Annotated in this window: 17 protein-coding genes; 13 read left to right on the top strand and 4 right to left on the bottom strand. The window is 71.1% G+C overall.

Annotated features, from left to right (window positions below; genetic code table 11):
- Positions 1–6 precede the first annotated feature (6 nt).
- From mftA to mftF, 6 genes are read left to right on the top strand one after another with little or no spacing between them, the layout of a single operon-like run.
- On the top strand, positions 7–135 hold the full coding sequence (gene mftA, locus G3I78_RS51215) for a mycofactocin precursor MftA (RefSeq protein WP_203615123.1): 129 nt from the start codon (positions 7–9) through the stop codon (positions 133–135).
- A 16-nt stretch (positions 136–151) separates the two neighbouring features.
- Positions 152–418: a mycofactocin biosynthesis chaperone MftB gene (gene mftB / locus G3I78_RS17860; RefSeq protein WP_164426233.1), complete on the top strand. Its 267-nt coding sequence runs from the start codon at positions 152–154 to the stop codon at positions 416–418.
- Positions 415–1,650: a mycofactocin radical SAM maturase gene (gene mftC, locus G3I78_RS17855; protein ID WP_164425599.1), complete on the top strand. Its 1,236-nt coding sequence runs from the start codon at positions 415–417 to the stop codon at positions 1,648–1,650. The genes mftB and mftC overlap by 4 nt, the downstream gene beginning before the upstream one ends.
- A gap of 52 nt (positions 1,651–1,702) precedes the next feature.
- Positions 1,703–2,887, top strand: coding sequence for a pre-mycofactocin synthase MftD (gene mftD, locus G3I78_RS17850; protein WP_239157891.1), 1,185 nt, complete (start codon positions 1,703–1,705; stop codon positions 2,885–2,887).
- 2 nt (positions 2,888–2,889) lie between these two features.
- On the top strand, positions 2,890–3,615 hold the full coding sequence (mftE, locus tag G3I78_RS17845; protein ID WP_164425597.1) for a mycofactocin biosynthesis peptidyl-dipeptidase MftE: 726 nt from the start codon (positions 2,890–2,892) through the stop codon (positions 3,613–3,615).
- The gene (gene mftF / locus G3I78_RS17840) at positions 3,615–5,033 is read left to right on the top strand and encodes a mycofactocin biosynthesis glycosyltransferase MftF (protein ID WP_164425595.1); all 1,419 of its coding nucleotides are present in this window, start codon (positions 3,615–3,617) and stop codon (positions 5,031–5,033) included. Before mftE ends, mftF begins: the two co-directional genes overlap by 1 nt.
- On the opposite strand, the gene mftR is transcribed toward mftF, so the two are convergent.
- Complete coding sequence (mftR, locus tag G3I78_RS17835) at positions 5,008–5,628, bottom strand: mycofactocin system transcriptional regulator (protein WP_343243792.1); 621 nt, start codon at positions 5,626–5,628, stop codon at positions 5,008–5,010. The two genes, mftF and mftR, sit on opposite strands and share 26 nt — an antisense overlap.
- 317 nt (positions 5,629–5,945) lie before the next feature.
- Entirely contained in the window at positions 5,946–6,584 is a 639-nt protein-coding gene (locus tag G3I78_RS17830) for a TetR-like C-terminal domain-containing protein (RefSeq protein WP_164425593.1), read from the bottom strand.
- A gap of 188 nt (positions 6,585–6,772) precedes the next feature.
- Between G3I78_RS17830 and G3I78_RS17825 the strand changes: the two genes are divergently transcribed.
- The 4 genes from G3I78_RS17825 (at position 6,773) to G3I78_RS17810 (ending at position 9,171) form a co-directional block, all read left to right on the top strand.
- Complete coding sequence (locus tag G3I78_RS17825; protein ID WP_164425591.1) at positions 6,773–7,048, top strand: SDR family oxidoreductase; 276 nt, start codon at positions 6,773–6,775, stop codon at positions 7,046–7,048.
- Positions 7,049–7,214: 166 nt separating this feature from the next.
- Positions 7,215–7,994, top strand: a complete 780-nt coding sequence (locus tag G3I78_RS17820; protein ID WP_164425589.1) for an oxidoreductase — start codon at positions 7,215–7,217, stop codon at positions 7,992–7,994.
- A gap of 55 nt (positions 7,995–8,049) precedes the next feature.
- Positions 8,050–8,829, top strand: coding sequence for an oxidoreductase (locus G3I78_RS17815; RefSeq protein ID WP_164425587.1), 780 nt, complete (start codon positions 8,050–8,052; stop codon positions 8,827–8,829).
- Between the two features lie 18 nt (positions 8,830–8,847).
- A complete protein-coding gene (locus tag G3I78_RS17810) occupies positions 8,848–9,171 on the top strand; it encodes a hypothetical protein (RefSeq protein WP_164425584.1) in 324 nt (107 codons plus the stop codon).
- A gap of 51 nt (positions 9,172–9,222) precedes the next feature.
- Here G3I78_RS17810 and G3I78_RS17805 read toward each other — a convergent pair whose 3' ends face one another.
- Complete coding sequence (locus G3I78_RS17805) at positions 9,223–10,146, bottom strand: LysR family transcriptional regulator (RefSeq protein ID WP_164425582.1); 924 nt, start codon at positions 10,144–10,146, stop codon at positions 9,223–9,225.
- A gap of 161 nt (positions 10,147–10,307) precedes the next feature.
- Here G3I78_RS17805 and G3I78_RS17800 point away from each other — a divergent pair, with 161 nt between their 5' ends.
- Complete coding sequence (locus tag G3I78_RS17800; protein ID WP_164425580.1) at positions 10,308–11,435, top strand: diaminopropionate ammonia-lyase; 1,128 nt, start codon at positions 10,308–10,310, stop codon at positions 11,433–11,435.
- 318 nt (positions 11,436–11,753) lie between these two features.
- Positions 11,754–13,028 (top strand): Zn-dependent hydrolase, encoded by a 1,275-nt coding sequence (locus G3I78_RS17795; protein ID WP_164425578.1) that lies wholly within the window; start codon positions 11,754–11,756, stop codon positions 13,026–13,028.
- A 146-nt stretch (positions 13,029–13,174) separates the two neighbouring features.
- On the opposite strand, the gene G3I78_RS17790 is transcribed toward G3I78_RS17795, so the two are convergent.
- Positions 13,175–14,632 carry an MFS transporter gene (locus tag G3I78_RS17790; protein WP_164425576.1) on the bottom strand — a complete coding sequence of 486 codons (1,458 nt, stop codon included), beginning with the start codon at positions 14,630–14,632 and terminating at the stop codon, positions 13,175–13,177.
- Between the two features lie 397 nt (positions 14,633–15,029).
- On the opposite strand from G3I78_RS17790, the gene G3I78_RS17785 reads away from it, so the two are divergent.
- Complete coding sequence (locus G3I78_RS17785) at positions 15,030–16,319, top strand: MFS transporter (RefSeq protein WP_239157890.1); 1,290 nt, start codon at positions 15,030–15,032, stop codon at positions 16,317–16,319.
- Positions 16,320–16,364 lie beyond the last annotated feature (45 nt).

The raw sequence follows: 16,364 nt of genomic DNA, 5'->3' as shown, positions 1-16,364 counted from the left end.
GGTCTCATGACCGAGCCCCGCCCCACCGCGACCGTCGAGGCCAGGGACGAAGAGGCCATGGCACCGGACGAGTTGATCGAGGCGGACGACCTGATCGAGGAGGTCTCGATCGACGGCATGTGCGGCGTCTACTGAGCCCGCGGTGACGGCCATGGACCTCGACGGCGCCTGGGCCCTGCACCCGCAGGTCTCGGTGCGGCCCGAACCGTTCGGCGCGCTGCTCTACCACTTCGGCACGCGCAAGCTGTCGTTCCTGAAGGACCGCCGTCTGCTCACGGCCGTCCAGTCGCTCGGGGACGCCCCCACCGCCCGCGCCGCCTGTCTGGCGGCCGGTATCGGCGAGGCCGAACTGCCGCGCTACGGCAGGGCGTTGGCCACACTCGTCCGCTCGTCGATGGTCATCGGGAGGACTCCATGACGACGACCGCGCACAGTCCGGCACGGCTGGTCGACCTGTTCGAGCACGGACTCGACGCCCCGATCTGTCTGACCTGGGAACTGACCTACGCCTGCAACCTCTCCTGCAGCCACTGCCTCTCCAGCTCCGGCCGCCGCGACCCGCGCGAACTGACCACCGCCGAGGCCAAGGCCGTCATCGACGAGCTGGAGGCCATGCAGGTCTTCTACGTCAACATCGGCGGCGGAGAACCCACCGTCCGCCCCGACTTCTTCGAACTCCTCGACTACGCCACCGCCCACCACGTCGGCGTGAAGTTCTCCACCAACGGCGTCCGCATCACCCCGGAGGTCGCCGAGCGCCTCGCCCGCAACGACTACGTGGACGTGCAGATCTCACTCGACGGCGCGACCACCGACGTCAACGACGCGGTACGCGGGGCCGGTTCGTACGCCACGGCGATCCGCGCCATGGAGAACCTCGCCGCCGCAGGGATGAGCGACTTCAAGCTCTCCGTGGTCTGCACCCGCCACAACATCGCGCAGCTGGACGGGTTCAAGACCCTCGCCGACCGCTACGGCGCCCAACTGCGCCTGACCCGCCTGCGTCCCTCGGGGCGCGGCGCCGACGTATGGGACGAACTGCATCCGCTGCCCGCCCAACAACGCGAGCTGTACGACTGGTTGGTGGCGCACGGCGACTCCGTCCTGACCGGCGACTCCTTCTTCCACCTCTCGGCCTTCGGTGAGGCGCTGCCGGGCCTCAACCTCTGCGGAGCCGGACGTGTGGTCTGCCTCATCGACCCCGTCGGGGAGGTGTACGCCTGCCCGTTCGCCATCCACGACGAGTTCCTCGCCGGAAACGTCCGCGACCCGGGCGGCTTCGCCCAGGTGTGGCGCCACTCGGAGCTGTTCCGGCGGCTCCGCGTTCCGCAGAACGGGGGAGCGTGCGGCTCCTGCGCGTTCTACGACACCTGCAAGGGCGGGTGCATGGCCGCGAAGTTCTTCACCGGGCTCCCGCTGGACGGCCCCGATCCCGAATGCGTCCAGGGTTACGGCGAACAGCTGCTCGCCCAACGCCCGCCGAACCGGGCGCAGTTGCCGAGGCCCGCCGCGGACCACTCCCACCGCACCTCCCGGGCCGTACGGCCGAAGCCCGTGGACGTGACGCTCGTACGCCGGCGCGAGGACCTGGAGCGGACGCCGGTGAGCGAGTGCGCGGAGCACCCGCTGGCCGGGCTGAACTTCTCCTGAGCAGGTACAAGCAGGTACAGGCCCCATGGTGCGACAGGCAAGGACAGGACCCATGTTGCGAAGAAACCCATGGTTCGAGACGGTCGCCGAGGCGCAGCGCCGGGCCAGGAAGCATCTTCCGAGCTCGGTCTACGGCGCCCTGGTCGCCGGATCGGAGCGCGGCCACACCCTGGACGACAACACCGGCGCGTTCGCCGAACTGGGCTTCGCTCCCCGGGTAGTGGGCCACCACGCCGAGCGCGACCTGTCGACGACCGTCATGGGCGTGGAGACGGCACTGCCCGTCGTGATCTCCCCGACCGGCGTGCAGGCGGTGCACCCGGACGGCGAGGTGGCCGTGGCGCGTGCCGCCGCCAACCGGGGCGTCATCATGGGCCTGAGTTCCTTCGCCGGCAAGCCGGTCGAAGAGGTCTCCGCCGCCAATCCGAACACCTTCTTCCAGCTCTACTGGAGCGGCACCCGCGACACCATGGTCCAGCGCATGGACCGGGCCCGCGCGGCCGGTGCGAAGGGGCTGATCGTCACCCTCGACTGGTCGTTCTCCCACGGCCGCGACTGGGGCAGTCCCACCATCCCCGAGAAGATCGACCTCAGGACGATGGCCAAGCTCGCCCCCGACGTCGTCACCCGCCCCCGCTGGCTGTGGAGCTTCGCGAGGTCGGGCGGCATCCCGGACCTCACGACGCCCAACCTCAAGCCGACCGACGGCAGTTCGGCGCCCACCTTCTTCGGCGCCTACCACGAATGGATGCAGACCGCACCGCCCACCTGGGACGACGTCAAGTGGCTGCGCGAGGAGTGGGGCGGACCGTTCCTGCTCAAGGGCGTCAGCAGGGTCGACGACGCGAAGCGGGCCGTGGACGCCGGTGTCACGGCCCTGTCGGTGTCCAACCACGGCGGCAACAACCTCGACACCACCCCGGCGAGCATCCGCATCCTGCCGTCGATCGCCGAGGCGGTCGGCGACGAGGTGGAGGTCCTGCTCGACGGCGGTGTCCGGCGCGGCGGAGACGTGGCCAAGGCGCTCGCCCTCGGCGCCCGCGCCGTACTGATCGGACGGGCCTACCTCTGGGGTCTCGCCGCCAACGGACAAGCGGGCGTCGAGAACGTCCTGGACATCCTCCGCGGGGGCCTCGACTCCGCGGTCCTCGGCCTCGGCCGCGCCTCCGTCCACGAACTCGCCCCGGACGACCTGGTCGTCCCACCCGGCTTCACCCGCACGCTGGGCGCCAACTGACCATGACCGACCTGGCGCACGCCGTGTGGCCCGAGATCCCGCCGCGCCCCCTGGTCCTGGTGCCGGTCGGGTCGACGGAACAGCACGGGCCGCATCTGCCTTTGGACACGGACAGCGTGATCGCCCGTGCCGTCGCCGACCGCACGGCCCGGGCCCTGTCCTCCGGCCCGGTGTCGGTCGCACCGACCCTGCCCTACGGCGCCAGCGGCGAGCACGCCCACTTCCCGGGCACCGTCTCGATCGGCCACGAAGCACTGCACACGGTCCTCGTGGAACTGGTGCGCTCGCTGTCCCTCTGGGCGGGCCGCGTGGTCTTTGTCAACGGCCACGGAGGCAATACGGCCACCCTCGGCACGGCCGTCGCGCAGCTCCGTACAGAGGGCCACGAGGTCGCCTGGACCGGCTGCGGGGTCCCGGGCGGCGACGCCCATGCCGGCCGTACGGAAACGTCGTTGATGCTGCACCTGGCCCCTGAGGCGGTACGACTGGACGCGGCCGTCGCCGGAGACGCCCGGCCGATCGCCGCCCTCATGCCCGACCTGGTCGCCCACGGCGTCCGAGCCGTCTCCCCCTCCGGCGTCCTCGGCGATCCGACCGGGGCCTCGGCGGAGGAGGGGCACCGACTGCTGGACCGGATGGTGGCGCGCACGGTCCGCCGTATCGGCGCGGGAGTCGTCGGCAGCCAGGGGCGACTGGCCGAGCCCTCGGCTGTGGGAGGCGGGACCTGATGCCACTCCCGCACGGATTCGTGGTCACCCTCGACCGGCACACCCGCGTCCTCGACGAGGGCCGCGCCCTCCTCGGCGGTTTCCCCACGCGCCTCATCCGCCTCACGCCCCGGGCCCGGCCGCTGCTGTACGACAGGACGCTGCGCGTGACGAACCGGGCGAGCGCCCTCCTGGCGGACCGGCTGCTGGAGTGCGGCATGGCCGTCCCCGCCGTCGAACGACTGCCCCTGTGCCCCGACCCCCGCTGGACCGTCGTCGTACCGGTCCGCGACCGTGCCCGCCCGCTCGACCGGCTCCTCACCGCGCTCGGCACGCACCACCCGGTCGTCGTCGTGGACGACGCCTCCCGCCACCCCGGACAGGTGGCGGCCGTAGCGGCGAAGCACGGCGCCCGCCTGGTCGAGCTGCCCGCCAACCTCGGCCCCGCCGGAGCCCGCAACGCCGGCCTGCGCCTCGTCACCACCCCCTACGTGGTCTTCGCCGACTCGGACGTGGTCGTGGACCCGGACACGATCACCACGCTGCTACGGCACTTCGCCGACCCCCGGGTCGCCATGGCCGTACCCCGGATCACGGGCCTGCCGGGCACCGCCGCCCGCGGCTGGATCGGCCGGTACGAAGAGGTGCGCTCCTCCCTCGACCTGGGCCGCCACCCGGCGGCGGTATGCCCCGGCACCCCCGTCTCCTGGGCGAGCACCGCGTGTGTCGTGGCACGCGTCGACGCCCTGAGGGACGGCTTCGACGAGAGCTTGCGCGTCGGGGAGGACGTCGACCTGTGCTGGCGGCTCGCCGAGAACGGCCGGCGGGTGCGGTACGAGCCGTCCGTCGAGGCCGCTCATGAGCACCGGGTGCGGCTCGGCGACTGGTTCACGCGCAAGGTGGCGTACGGCACCGGGGCCGACCCGCTCGCCCGTCGGCACCCCGAGTTCATCGCCCCCGCGGTCCTCGCCCCCTGGAACACGGCGCTGGTCGTCGCCCTCCTCGCCCAGCGGCGCTGGTCGCTGCCCGCCGCCGGAGCGGCCTTCGGGGTCGCCACGGTCACCATCGCCCGCAAGCTCGACGGCACCGGGCACCCCTACCGACTCGCCCTGCGCCTTACCGCGAACGGCGCCGTCAGCGCCCTCAGCCAGACCTCCGCCCTGCTGACCCGGCACTGGTGGCCGCTCGCCGCGCTCGGCTGCGCGGTGTCGAGCCGGGTCCGCAGGGCCACGGCCGTGGCGGCGCTGACCGACATCGCCCTGGAGTACCGCAAGGACGAGGCGGCGCTCGACCCGGTGCGCTACGGCGTCGCCCGCCGCCTCGACGACATCGCCTACGGCACCGGAGTCTGGTTCTCCGCGCTCCGGGGACGCTCCACGAAGGCACTGCGCCCACGACTCGTCCGGCGCGGTGTCAGTACTGGCCGAACCCGACCGTGACCTCCCGCATCGCCTCGTCCAGCAGCCGGCCGAGTTCGCCGTCCGCCTCCGTCAGCCAGTGGTCGTAGGCGGCGATGCAGGACGCGAGCACGCAGTGGCCGACCAGACGGGGCAGCATGTCGGACGGTGCCAGGCCGGTCCGGACGGCCGCGAAGCGGGTGACTACCTCGCGCCAGGACGCGTAGCGCAGCGTCGAGTCGGCCTGGAGGGTGGGCACCCGCAGGATGAGTTCCATGCGCTGCCGGTGCCAGGGCACCTCGGCGGGGTCGAACCGGTTGAACTCGACGACGGCGTACCGCAGCGCGTCCATCATGGAGGTGGCGGGACCGGCCGCGGCCAGCAGGTCCTCCAGCCTGACGAGCTGCGCCTCGAAGTCGCCCCAGACGAGGTCGTTCTTCGACGTGAAGTAGCGGAAGAAGGTACGGCGGCCGATGCCCGCGGCGACGGCGATGTCATCGACGGTCGTGCCGTCGAACCCCTTCCGCGCGAACAGTTCGAAGCCCAGCCGCTCGATCTCACTCCGCGAACTGACGGGCGGCCGCCCGGCCCTGGCCGTCCCGGAGCCCCCCATCGCCCTGCTCGGAAGCGGCTTCACACCCACTCTTTCCCGCGCCTGTCCGTCTTGCCCGGCCGATCGGCGGGCGCCTGTCGGCGATGCTATCGCCCGGTCGGTGGCCGGCCGGCGTGACCGACAGAGGCCGTGCGCGGTGCGCGTCGGTTGAGCAGCAGCAGGGTGTCCCAGCGGCCGGCGGGCAGGCTGTCGGTCGCGTAGGCGAGGGGGCTACCTTACGGCCGGGAATGGCCGCCTCGGGTGACCCGCGACCGTGGTTGCCGCCAGGCGGTTGCTCGCGAGCGGCGGGTGTCGATTCCGCCCGCGCGCCACTGCCACTGCCACCGCCGTCGGCGGTCGGGCTACGGCAGCGGCGGCGCGTGGGTGCCGGCTGCCAGGGCCCTCAGGAGCGGCTTGGTCAGGGTGGTCATCTCCACCGGGGTCCGCGGGCAGCCGCGCTGGAGCCAGTCGGTGGCCACGCCCATGAGCGCGCCCGCGACGAACGCGGCGGGTACGTCGTGCGGGACGTCGGAGGGGTCGGCCGCGGGGGAGCTGTCCGGTGTGGGGAGCTGCCCGGAAGCGTGGGCGGCTGCCATGGCGCGGCGGCGCACGTGCTCGATGACACGGGCGCTGCCGGTGGGGCCGAGCAGGCTGCGGTACAGGCCCGCGTGTTCGGCGAAGTGCGCGAAGAACGCGGTCAGCGGCGGGTCGGGGTCCTCCGTGGCGCCGGGCGGTTCCTCCGCGCGGGTGGGGTCTATGGCGAGGACGACGCCGATCAGGTCGTCGATCATCTCGGTGCAGGCGGCCTCGGCCAGTTCGTGTACGTCCTGGTAGTGGGCGTAGAACGTCGAGCGGTTCACCTCGGCGCACTCCACGACGTCGGCGACGCTGATCTGCGCGAGGTCCCGCTCCTCGACGAGATCGATCAGGGCCCGCTGAAGAGCCGCCCGCGTGCGCCGCACACGCCTGTCGGCCGGCGGGGCGCTGCTGCTGTTGGTCATGGGCATCCTCCGGACCTTACCTTCATTCACCTTCTTATGTAACGAGTGTTGGTTTTCCATCGACTGTTGGAAAAGCGACAGCTGTGGGTTAACGTGAACTCGGAACAGTCGCTGCATTCGGCAATGGCCTCGTACGTGCCGTGTTCCGCACCAGAAGCGGCGCGCGGTGCGCAGAGAGGGAGAAGGGCATGAAGGGACTGAAGGGCAAGCGGAGGGCGTCCAAGGCCGCCATCAACTCTCTGGCCCGCCATGTCGCCTCTGCCTGGGGCAAGCAGGGCATCCGCGCCAACACCCTCGGTGTCGGCGTGACCATGACCGACATCGCGCAGGAGCAGATCGGTGCCGAATGGCAGGCCAGGATCCTGGCCACGGTCCGCGGCCCGCGCCTGGGCAAGCCCGCCGACGTTGCCGCGGGCGCCGCCTTCCTCTGTCCGACGACGCGGAGTGGGTCAACGGCGGCATGACCATCCGCGACTGAAGCGCCGAGGAGACAGCGGAAGCGCCGCGGGTCGCCGCGCGGCCATGCCCTTTCCTGACCGGGCGGTCGCCGTACTCCGTCGCCGACCGCACCCGGCGTTCCCTCGACCAACTGTCCATGTTCCGTACCCGTAGTTCAGAAAGTGGAGTGTCATGAACCTCAACCTCACCGGCAAGACGGCGGTCGTCACCGGCGCCAGCAAGGGGATCGGCCTGGCCGCCGTCCGCACCCTGGTCGGGGAAGGCGTCCGGGTGATGGGTGCCGCCCGTACCGTCACGCCGGAGCTGAAGGAGGCCGGCGCGCATGCCGTGCCGGCGGACCTGAGCACCGCGGAAGGTGTCTCCGCGCTCGTCGACGGCGCGCTGGCCGAGATGGGCGGTATCGATCTGCTCGTGAACAACGTGGGCGGCGGTGACGGGGCGACCGTCGGTTTCCTCGACGTCGCCGAGTCCGAGTGGACCAGCGCGTTCGACATGAACGTACTCAGCACCGTCCGTGTCACGCGTGCGGCCCTGCCCAGCCTGATCGAGCGGCGGGGAGCCGTTGTCAACATCTCGTCCATCATGTCCCTGATGCCCGGCGGCTTCCCGCCCGCCATCAGCTCGGCCAAGGCGGCGGTCACGGCGATCGGCAAGGCGCTGTCCGAGGAGTTCGGCCCGCGGGGCGTCCGCGTGAACACCGTGTCCCCGGGCCTGGTCAACACCACCGTCTACTCGGACCCCGACGGCGCGGTCGCCCAGTGGGCCGCCGCGTCCGGCATGACCCTCGCCGAGTTCCGTCGGCAGATGGTGACGGGCCAGAACGTGACGACAGGCCGCATGACCGAGCCCGAGGAGGTGGCGGCCCTGATCGCGTTCCTCCTGTCCGACGTGGCCGGGAACATCACCGGCGCCGAGTACGTCATCGACGGCGGCACCGTGAAGACCGTCTGACCCACCGGGCACCCACCAGACCGATTCGCCCCCGCAGTACGGGAGTTGGAACGTCGTGCATCTCAATCTCACCGCCAGGACGGCCGTCGTCACCGGCGCCGGCAAAGGCATCGGCCTGGCCACCGTCCAGGCCCTGGTCCGTGAGGGCGTCAGGGTCGTGGGCGCCGCCCGGACCATCACGCCTGAGTTGAAGGAGACCGGTGCGCACACGGTGTCGGTGGACCTGAGTACCTCGGAAGGGGTCTCGGAACTCATCGACACCGCGCTCGCCGAACTGGGCGGTATCGACCTGCTGGTGAACAACGTGGGCGGCGGGGAGGACCCCACCGTCGGCTTCCTCGACGTCGAGGACACCGAGTGGACCGGCATGTTCGGCCTCAACACGCTCAGCGCCGTCCGGGCCACGCGTGCCGCGCTGCCCAGCCTGATCGAGCGGCGGGGAGCGATCGTCAACGTCTCATCCGCTGTCGCCCTGATCCCCGGGGGCTTCCCGCCCGCCTACAGCGCGGCGAAGGCGGCGCTCACCGCGATCGGCAAGTCCCTGTCGGAGGAGTTCGGCCCCCGGGGCGTCCGCGTGAACACCGTTTCCCCCGGCCTGGTCAACACCTCCGTCTACCAGGACCCCGACGGCACGCTCAGCGAGTGGGCCGCCGCGGCCGGGATGAGCCTCGCGGAGTTCGTCGGACAGTTGGCGCAGGCACAGAACGTCACGACAGGCCGCATGGCCGAACCCGAGGAGGTGGCGGCCCTGATCGCGTTCCTCCTGTCCGACGAGGCCGCGAACATCACCGGCGCCGACCACGTCATCGACGGCGGCACCGTCAAGACCGTCTGAATCGAGCAGTACCCCGACATGCTGATCCAGCGGCACAGCCCGCCGGTCGCGGAGGGGGAGTGGACCGCGTCCGTCGTCCACCAGGTCGGCTTCGGTTCCTCGCCCATGTCCACGGCCGCCGTCCACCGCCACCGCGGGGGCCGGATGGTCGAGGAGTACTGGTTCAGCGGCGAGGCGGGCAGACGCTCGGTCACCTTCACCCGGAGGGAGGGCGACGAGGTCGTGGAGCGGCACCGGTTCCTTCCGGCCGGAACGGCAGGGCTGCGGAATGGAGAGGGCCCCGGCACGGGACGCCTCGGTGCCCGAACTCCCTGCGCGAATGGGTGGCCAGGGTGGGGCTGACCGTCGCGCAGGCCTCGGCGCTGCCTGCGCTGACCACTCCGCCCCCCTCGACTACCCCTGGCCCCCGATCCGGGAAGCGACCGCACGCCCGAGCGCGCCCCGGCACGCCAGGACCGCGGGGTGCCGGCTACGACCACGGCGTACGACGGTGAAGACGCGGCGGGTGTGCTGGGCGTGGGGGAGTGTGCGCAGGGCGACCGTCGGGGGCCGGTCGTTCCAGACCAGGTCGGGGAGGAAGGCCGCCGCGTGTTCCTGCTCGACGAGGCGTCGGTGGAGCAGGAGGTCGGTGCTCTCGAACCGTACGTCGGGTTCGAAGCCGGCGGTGCGGCACAGGGTGATGGCCCAGTGCCGGGCGGCCGTGCCCTCGGGCTCCATGACCCAGGGGTGGTCGGCGAGTTGACGCAGCGCCGCCGTGGGGTCGTCGGTGTGCAGAGTGTTAGCCCGTGTCGGGACGGCCAGGTGGAGAGGGTCGTCGAGGAGGTCTTCCTGTTCGAGTTCGGCGGGCCGCGGGTTGGGGTTGCCCGGGTACTCCTCGGCGAGGACGAGGTCGAAGTCGCGGGCCTGGAGCGCGGGCAGGGACTTCTCCGGCTCCAAGTGCCTTACGTGGACGCGCAGTCGGGGGTGCTCGTCACGCAGCAGGCTTAGCGCGGCCGGGACGAGGGCGAGCGCGGCCGTCTGGAACGAGGCGATGCGCAGCGTGCCGGTCAGGTCGGTCAGGGAAGCGGCGATGTCGGCCTCGGCGCGCTCCAGACGTTCGAGGATCACTTCGGTGTGGGCGACGAGGATTTGGGCCTGCGCGGTCAGCCGCACCCGCCGTCCGACCGGTTCGAGAAGCGGGACGCCGACCTCGGTCTCCAGCTGGGAGAGCTGCTGGGAGACGGAGGAGGGGGAGTACGACAGGGCGGCGGCGACGGCGGCCAGAGTGCCGCGGTGCTTGAGTTCGCGGAGCAGACGCAGCCTGTGCAGATCGAACATGGATGCCCGCTCTCCTCGCCCTCGCCGACCGGCCCACTCGCCGACCGGCCGACTTGCTTACCGGCCGACCTGCGGATCGGTCGAATGATTGGGTTCTCCGACGAATATAGGTCGGAAACATTCGCTGGACCGATCGTACGGTCGCAGCGGACCCTGATCACGTGTCCGACAACGCTTCCTGCTTCCGCACGCCGCCCTGGTTCGCTCGCCCCGAGGCCCGCGCCTGGCGGTGTGCACCGGCGCCCGCCGAGGTGCGCGCCTTCCATTCCTCGCTGACCGACTACGCACCCACCCCGCTGACGGAACTCCCTTCCCTGGCAGCGGAGTTCGGAGTCGTCCGGGTCTTCGTCAAGGACGAGTCGTGCCGTCTGGGGCTCCCCGCGTTCAAGGCGCTGGGCGCGTCCTGGGCGGTGCACCGCACCCTCGCCGAGCGCGCCGCGAACGGTGCGGGCCCGGGCCCGGTCACCCTGGTGACCGCCACCGACGGCAACCACGGCCGCGCGGTGGCCCGCATGGCGCATCGCCTCGGCCAGGACGCCCACGTCTTCGTCCCCCGGGGCGTGCACCCGCACGCGGTGGCGGCCATCGTCGCCGAACAGGCCAAGGTCACTGAGGTCCCGGGGCCGTACGACGAGGCCGTGCGCCGGGCGGCCGAGGCGGCTGCCGCGCCGGACACGGTCCTGGTGCAGGACACAGCATGGCAGGGCTACGAGCGGATCCCCGGGTGGATCGTCGAGGGCTACTCCAGCCTCTGCGCCGAGATCGACGAGCAGTTGGCGGCCGAGGGGATCGTCGAAGGGCCCGGCCTCGTCGCCGTACCGGTCGGGGTGGGGTCCTTGGCCCAGGCGGTCGTCACCCACTACCGCGGCCACCCCTCGGGCCGCGCCCCGGCACTGCTGTCGGTGGAACCGGAAGCCGCACCCTGCGTCCTGGAAAGCCTCACCCGCGGCGAACCCGTCAGCGTCACCACGAGCGAGACCACCATGGCGGGCCTGAACTGCGGCACCCCGTCCAGCATTGCCTGGCCCCACCTGCGCGACGGTCTGGACGCGGCCGTGGCCGTCACCGACGCCGACAGCGCCCGCGCGGCCACCGATCTCGCCGCTCTCGGGGTCTCCTCGGGCCCCTGCGGCGCGGCGTCGCTCGCCGGTCTGCGGGCGGCGCTCACGGGCGCCGGTGCCGCGGAACGCCGTACGGCGCTGGACCTCGGACCGGCCTCGGTGGTCGTACTCCTGAGCACCGAGGGCGCCGCCGCCAACCCGACGTCGCCGAACGAGCCCTCGCGTTGAACCACAACCACCGCCCCCGCACGCCGCCACCGCCGTGCTCGCCGCCTCGCCCGTGGCGTACCTGGCCGTGAAGCTCCTCGGCGCCTGCTACCTGGTCCGCCTCGGCGCGCAGGCGTTGTGGCAGCACCGCCCCGCCGCAACTCCCGCCGAGGCAAGGGCCGTTCCTCCCGGGAGTCCATGGCCGACCGGCCTGGTCAGCAACGTCCTCAACTCCCCATCCTCGCCCCGCCCGGGCTGCCTGCAGGCTGGGCGATGACCCTCCTCGTCCTTCTCCACTTCCGCCCGACCGCGCCCCGACACCTCTCCAGGAGGCAGCTCATGACCGGCTCCACCCCCGACAGGGTCACCGTCAACGGCGACCGCCTGTGGCAGTCCCTGATGGACCTCGCCGAGATCGGCGCGTACGACGACGAGCGCACCGGGCTGCGCGGCGTGAACCGGCTCGCCCTCACCGACGCCGCCGCGGCCGGCCGCCGCCAGGTGATCGCGTGGATGGAACAGGCCGGACTCGCCGTCCGCGTGGACCGGATGGGCAACATCTACGGCCGCCGCGAGGGCACCGACCCGGCGGCGGCCCCGGTGCTGACCGGCTCGCACATCGACAGCGTCGCCACCGCCGGGGCCTTCGACGGCTGCCTCGGTGTCCTGGGCGGCATCGAGGCCGTACGGACCCTCGACGAACGAGGCATCAGCACCCGCCATCCCATCGAGGTCGGCATCTTCACCGAGGAGGAGGGCGTCCGCTTCGGCACCGACATGCTCGGCAGTGCCGTCGCCGCAGGCCGCCTGACCCTGGAGTACGCTCACGCGCTGACCGACCGCGACGGGCGCACCCTCGGTGGCGAACTCGCCCGCACCGGCTTCGACGGGCCCGCCGAGGTGCGGCTGGAACCTCCCCACGCCTACGTCGAGTGCCACATCGAGCAGGGCCCCGTCCTCGCCGAGCACGACGTCCCGGTCGGCGTCGTCACCGGTGTGCAGGGCATCTCCTGGCAGGAGATCACCATCCACGGCCGCGCCGCCCACGCCGGTACCACCCCCACCCGCCTGCGCGTGGACGCGGGTCTCGCGGCGGCCCAAATCATCGTCCGGCTGAGGGAGTTGGTGGAGTCCGGTGACTACGGCGACCTGCGCGCGACCGTCGGCCATCTGACCGTCCACCCGGACCTGACCAACATCGTCCCGGCCCGCGCGGAGATGACCGTCGACCTGCGCAACCCCGACGACATCCAGATGACCCGCGCCGAGGACGCTCTGGCCATGTTCCTGCGCGAACTGGAGGGCGGGCGGCCGGGTTTGACGCTGACCACCCGGCGGATGGCCAGGACGGCCTACGTCCCCTTCGACGAGAGTGTGCAGAAGGTCATCGCGCAGGCCGCCGACGACCACGGCCTGGCGCACATCCCCCTGCAGTCCGGCGCCGGGCACGACGCCCAGGAGATCGCCGCGCTGTGCCCCACCGCCATGATCTTCGTACGCGGCGAGTACGACGGCATCAGCCACAACCCCCGCGAGTACTCCACCCCCGAGGTCTGCGCCCAGGGCGTCGACGTCCTGGCCACCACCTTGCTGAGGCTGGCCGGCCAGGACTGATCACGATCGTCGACGGTAATTGCAGATATGAAGGAATCGACCTATCGGTATATTTTGCGGACCATGTGCGGCGGATGTACGACCGACGGAAACCGCTGTAGAAATACACGAGAATTCACGAGCCGCCCCGCCCCGCCGCACACCGCTCAGGCCGCCTGCCCCACCGTCGCCTCGTCGAGCTGCTTGCTCCGCGGGATCAGCAGGGCGAAGAGCCCGCCCACGGCGACGCAGCCGACGACCAGCCAGAGGCCGTTGGTGAAGCCGGCGTCCAGGTAGAACTGGGTGCCGTGCAGTACCTTCCCGTGCTGGGCCATGACCACGAAGGCCAACTGGGAGACGACGATCTGCGCGACGCCCTGCCCGAGGGTCTGGGCGCCGTTGGCCAGGGCCTGCTCCTCGGGGGTGACCACCTCGATGATCATGATGGGGATGACGGCGACGACGATGCCGGTGCCGAGGCCCGCGATGACCCCCATCCCGATGATCTCCCCCGCGCTGTGGTGGAGTTGGGTGCCGATCGCGTACCCGAGCACCGCGAGACCGGTGCCGGTGCCCAGCAGGATCCGGGCGTCCGTCCGGCGGGCCAGATAGCCGGTGCCGACGGCCCCCACGATGATCATGACGCTGATGGGGCTGGAGACGATGGCGTTGTGCGTGCCGGACCAGCCCAGGCCCTCGGAGACGGAGGGGATCTTCGGCATCAGTATCAGCAGCTGGATCACCACGCCGACGGCGCTCAGCGCACCGGCCGCGATCGACGTCGCCAGGAGCACGCTCCACACCGAGCGGCGCCGGGTCATGGACAGCGGGAACAGCGGCTCCGCTACCCGGCGTTCGACCAGCGCGAAGGCGATCAGGGCCACGGCCGCCCCGACGACGTACGCGATGAATCTGCCGCTGCTCCAGCCCCAGTGCGAGCCCTCGCCGACGGCGTAGACGAGTGCGGTGATGCCGCCGCCCAGGAGGATGCCGCCGAGCCAGTCCATCCGGCCGCCGCGCTCACGGACCGGGCTCTCCGGGACGAGGACGGCGATCAGTACGAAGCTCAGGGCGGTGCTCGCGGCCATGAACCAGAGCACGCCGCGGAAGCCGTGGTTGTCCAGCAGCCAGCCGGAGAGGAACGGTCCGCCGAACGCGACGAGGCCCACGCCTCCGGCCATGATGCCGCTGGCCAGTCCGACCCAGCGGCGCGGGAAGACGTCACGGGTGATGGCATAGGCGAGCGGGGCCGCCGCCGCGTACACGCCCGCGATGCCGCGGCCGATCAGCAGGGTGCCGTAGTCGGTGGCGACGGCGGCGACGAGGTCGCCGACCAGACCGAGTCCGGTGGCGACGAGCAGGGCCCGCTTCTTGCCGAACAGGGCCGCTCCCTTGACCACGAATGGCAGGAAGAAGGTCCCGGTCAGCAGGGTCATCAAGGTGAACCAGGCGATCTGGGTGGTGCGGAAGTGGATCGCCACCTCGGCCTGTGCGATGCCCGACAGCGCGCCGATGAGCGCCACCAGTTGGACCGCCCACAGCAGTGCCACGACGATCAGCGCGTTGTGCGTACCGGAGCGGGTGGTCTCGGGAGGCTGCGCGGGTGCGGTCTGGGTCTGGGACATAGGGACCTTCCCTGAAAGGTCGAAGACACAGGGGGCGGCCGATACCAGGTCACGAGTCCTGTGCCTTGCCGGAGCGGAGAACGGTCGAGAACTTCTGGTGCTCGTCGACCGTGGGGGGAGGGTGAGAGTTTCGCGAGACTCAGAGCCGTAAAATAGACTTAACGGTCGGTACATTCAAGGAGTGGAGCCAAGAAACTTCCTGGCGTTGATTGGACCGGTCGGTCGACGTATGGTTCCGTGCGTCTGTCCGGAGATCGCACCCCCCGGACGACGCCCCGGACCGACCCCAACTGGGCTGTGACTTGGGGCAATTGTGGCCCTTGCTTTGCCGGTGTTTGCATTGTCTGCCGTACTGCCCAGACCTAGCCTGACCTGCGGAACCGTGGGAAGGGCCGACATGCTGCAAACCGTCAGGGAACAGGCGAAGGGGCTCACCAAGGATCAGCGCAACGCGTTCCTCGCCGCCTATCTGGGCTGGGCGATGGACGCGTTCGACTACTTCCTGGTCGTCCTCGTCTACAGCGAGATCGCCGACGACTTCCATGTCTCCCTCACCGACATGGCCTTCCTCACCACCGCCACCCTCGTGATGCGGCCGGTCGGCGCCTTCGTCTTCGGCATGTGGGCCGACCGCCGGGGCCGCCGTGTACCCCTCATGGTGGACGTGGTCTTCTACTCGATCGTCGGCTTCGCCTGCGCCTTCGCGCCCAACTACGCCGTCCTGCTGGTCCTTCGGCTGCTGTACGGCATCGGCATGGGCGGCGAGTGGGGTCTGGGCGCGGCGCTCGCCATGGAGAAGATCCCCGCCGAGCGGCGCGGCTTCTGGTCGGGGCTGCTCCAGAGCGGCTACTCGCTCGGGTATCTGCTCGCCGCCGTGGCCTTCTTCGTCATCGAACCCGCCTTCGGCTGGCGGGGGTTGTTCGCCTTCAGCCTGGTGCCCGCCCTGGTCGCCCTGTGGGTGCGCACCCGGGTCGAGGAGAGCGAGGTGTGGGAGAAGAGCGTCAAGCTCAACCGCACCCCCGCCTACCAGGTGTTCAGGAACCCCGCGGTGCTCAAGCGGTTCGTGTACCTCGTGGCCCTGATGACCGCCTTCAACTGGATGTCGCACGGCACCCAGGACATCTACCCGACCTTCGTCAAGAAGGGCCTCGGCCTCTCCCCGGACACCTCCATCGCCATCGCCGTCGTCTACAACGTCGGCGCGATCATCGGGGGAGCGCTGCTCGGCGCCTTCTCCGAGAAGCTGGGGCGCCGGCGCACGATCATGATCGCGGCGGCCGGGGGCCTGGTCGTGGTGCCCTTCTTCGTGCTGTCCACGACCGTGGGCTGGCTGATGCTCTCCTCCTTCCTCATGCAGATGTGTGTCCAGGGAGCCTGGGGCGTCATCCCCGCGCATCTGACGGAGATGAGCCCGGACGCGATCCGCGGCTTCTACCCGGGCGTCACCTACCAGTTGGGCAACCTCATCGCCGCCCTCAACCTGCCGATCCAGGAGTCCCTGGCCGAACGGCACGGCTATCCGGCGGCGATGACCTGGACCGTGGTGCCCGCCCTGGCCGTGGTCATCCTGCTGAGCGCCGTCGGCAAGGAGGCCAAGGGCATCCGCTTCGGAACCCCGGGCACTCCCGGCGTCCCGGACACTCCGGGCGGCCCGCCCTCGACCACGAAGGCGGCCGAAAGCGGCTAGTGCCTTCCGCTCACGGAACCCGGACGGGCGGTCGCCCCCTACGAT

Origin of the sequence: Streptomyces sp. SID13726 (assembly GCF_010548375.1) — a bacterium.
Classification (GTDB): domain Bacteria; phylum Actinomycetota; class Actinomycetes; order Streptomycetales; family Streptomycetaceae; genus Streptomyces.
The sequence above is the reverse complement of the archived record's forward strand: the minus strand, read 5'-3'. Positions and strand labels throughout refer to the sequence as shown.

Bases quoted from the DNA above. Each gene is read 5' to 3' on its own strand.
- mftA (WP_203615123.1), top strand. From the start codon at position 7: ATGACCGAGCCCCGCCCCACCGCGACCGTCGAGGCCAGGGACGAAGAG.
- mftB (WP_164426233.1), top strand. From the start codon at position 152: ATGGACCTCGACGGCGCCTGGGCCCTGCACCCGCAGGTCTCGGTGCGG.
- mftC (WP_164425599.1), top strand. From the start codon at position 415: ATGACGACGACCGCGCACAGTCCGGCACGGCTGGTCGACCTGTTCGAG.
- mftD (WP_239157891.1), top strand. From the start codon at position 1,703: ATGTTGCGAAGAAACCCATGGTTCGAGACGGTCGCCGAGGCGCAGCGC.
- mftE (WP_164425597.1), top strand. From the start codon at position 2,890: ATGACCGACCTGGCGCACGCCGTGTGGCCCGAGATCCCGCCGCGCCCC.
- mftF (WP_164425595.1), top strand. From the start codon at position 3,615: ATGCCACTCCCGCACGGATTCGTGGTCACCCTCGACCGGCACACCCGC.
- G3I78_RS17830 (WP_164425593.1), bottom strand. From the start codon at position 6,584: ATGACCAACAGCAGCAGCGCCCCGCCGGCCGACAGGCGTGTGCGGCGC.
- G3I78_RS17825 (WP_164425591.1), top strand. From the start codon at position 6,773: ATGAAGGGACTGAAGGGCAAGCGGAGGGCGTCCAAGGCCGCCATCAAC.
- G3I78_RS17820 (WP_164425589.1), top strand. From the start codon at position 7,215: ATGAACCTCAACCTCACCGGCAAGACGGCGGTCGTCACCGGCGCCAGC.
- G3I78_RS17810 (WP_164425584.1), top strand. From the start codon at position 8,848: ATGCTGATCCAGCGGCACAGCCCGCCGGTCGCGGAGGGGGAGTGGACC.
- G3I78_RS17805 (WP_164425582.1), bottom strand. From the start codon at position 10,146: ATGTTCGATCTGCACAGGCTGCGTCTGCTCCGCGAACTCAAGCACCGC.
- G3I78_RS17795 (WP_164425578.1), top strand. From the start codon at position 11,754: ATGACCGGCTCCACCCCCGACAGGGTCACCGTCAACGGCGACCGCCTG.
- G3I78_RS17790 (WP_164425576.1), bottom strand. From the start codon at position 14,632: ATGTCCCAGACCCAGACCGCACCCGCGCAGCCTCCCGAGACCACCCGC.
- G3I78_RS17785 (WP_239157890.1), top strand. From the start codon at position 15,030: ATGCTGCAAACCGTCAGGGAACAGGCGAAGGGGCTCACCAAGGATCAG.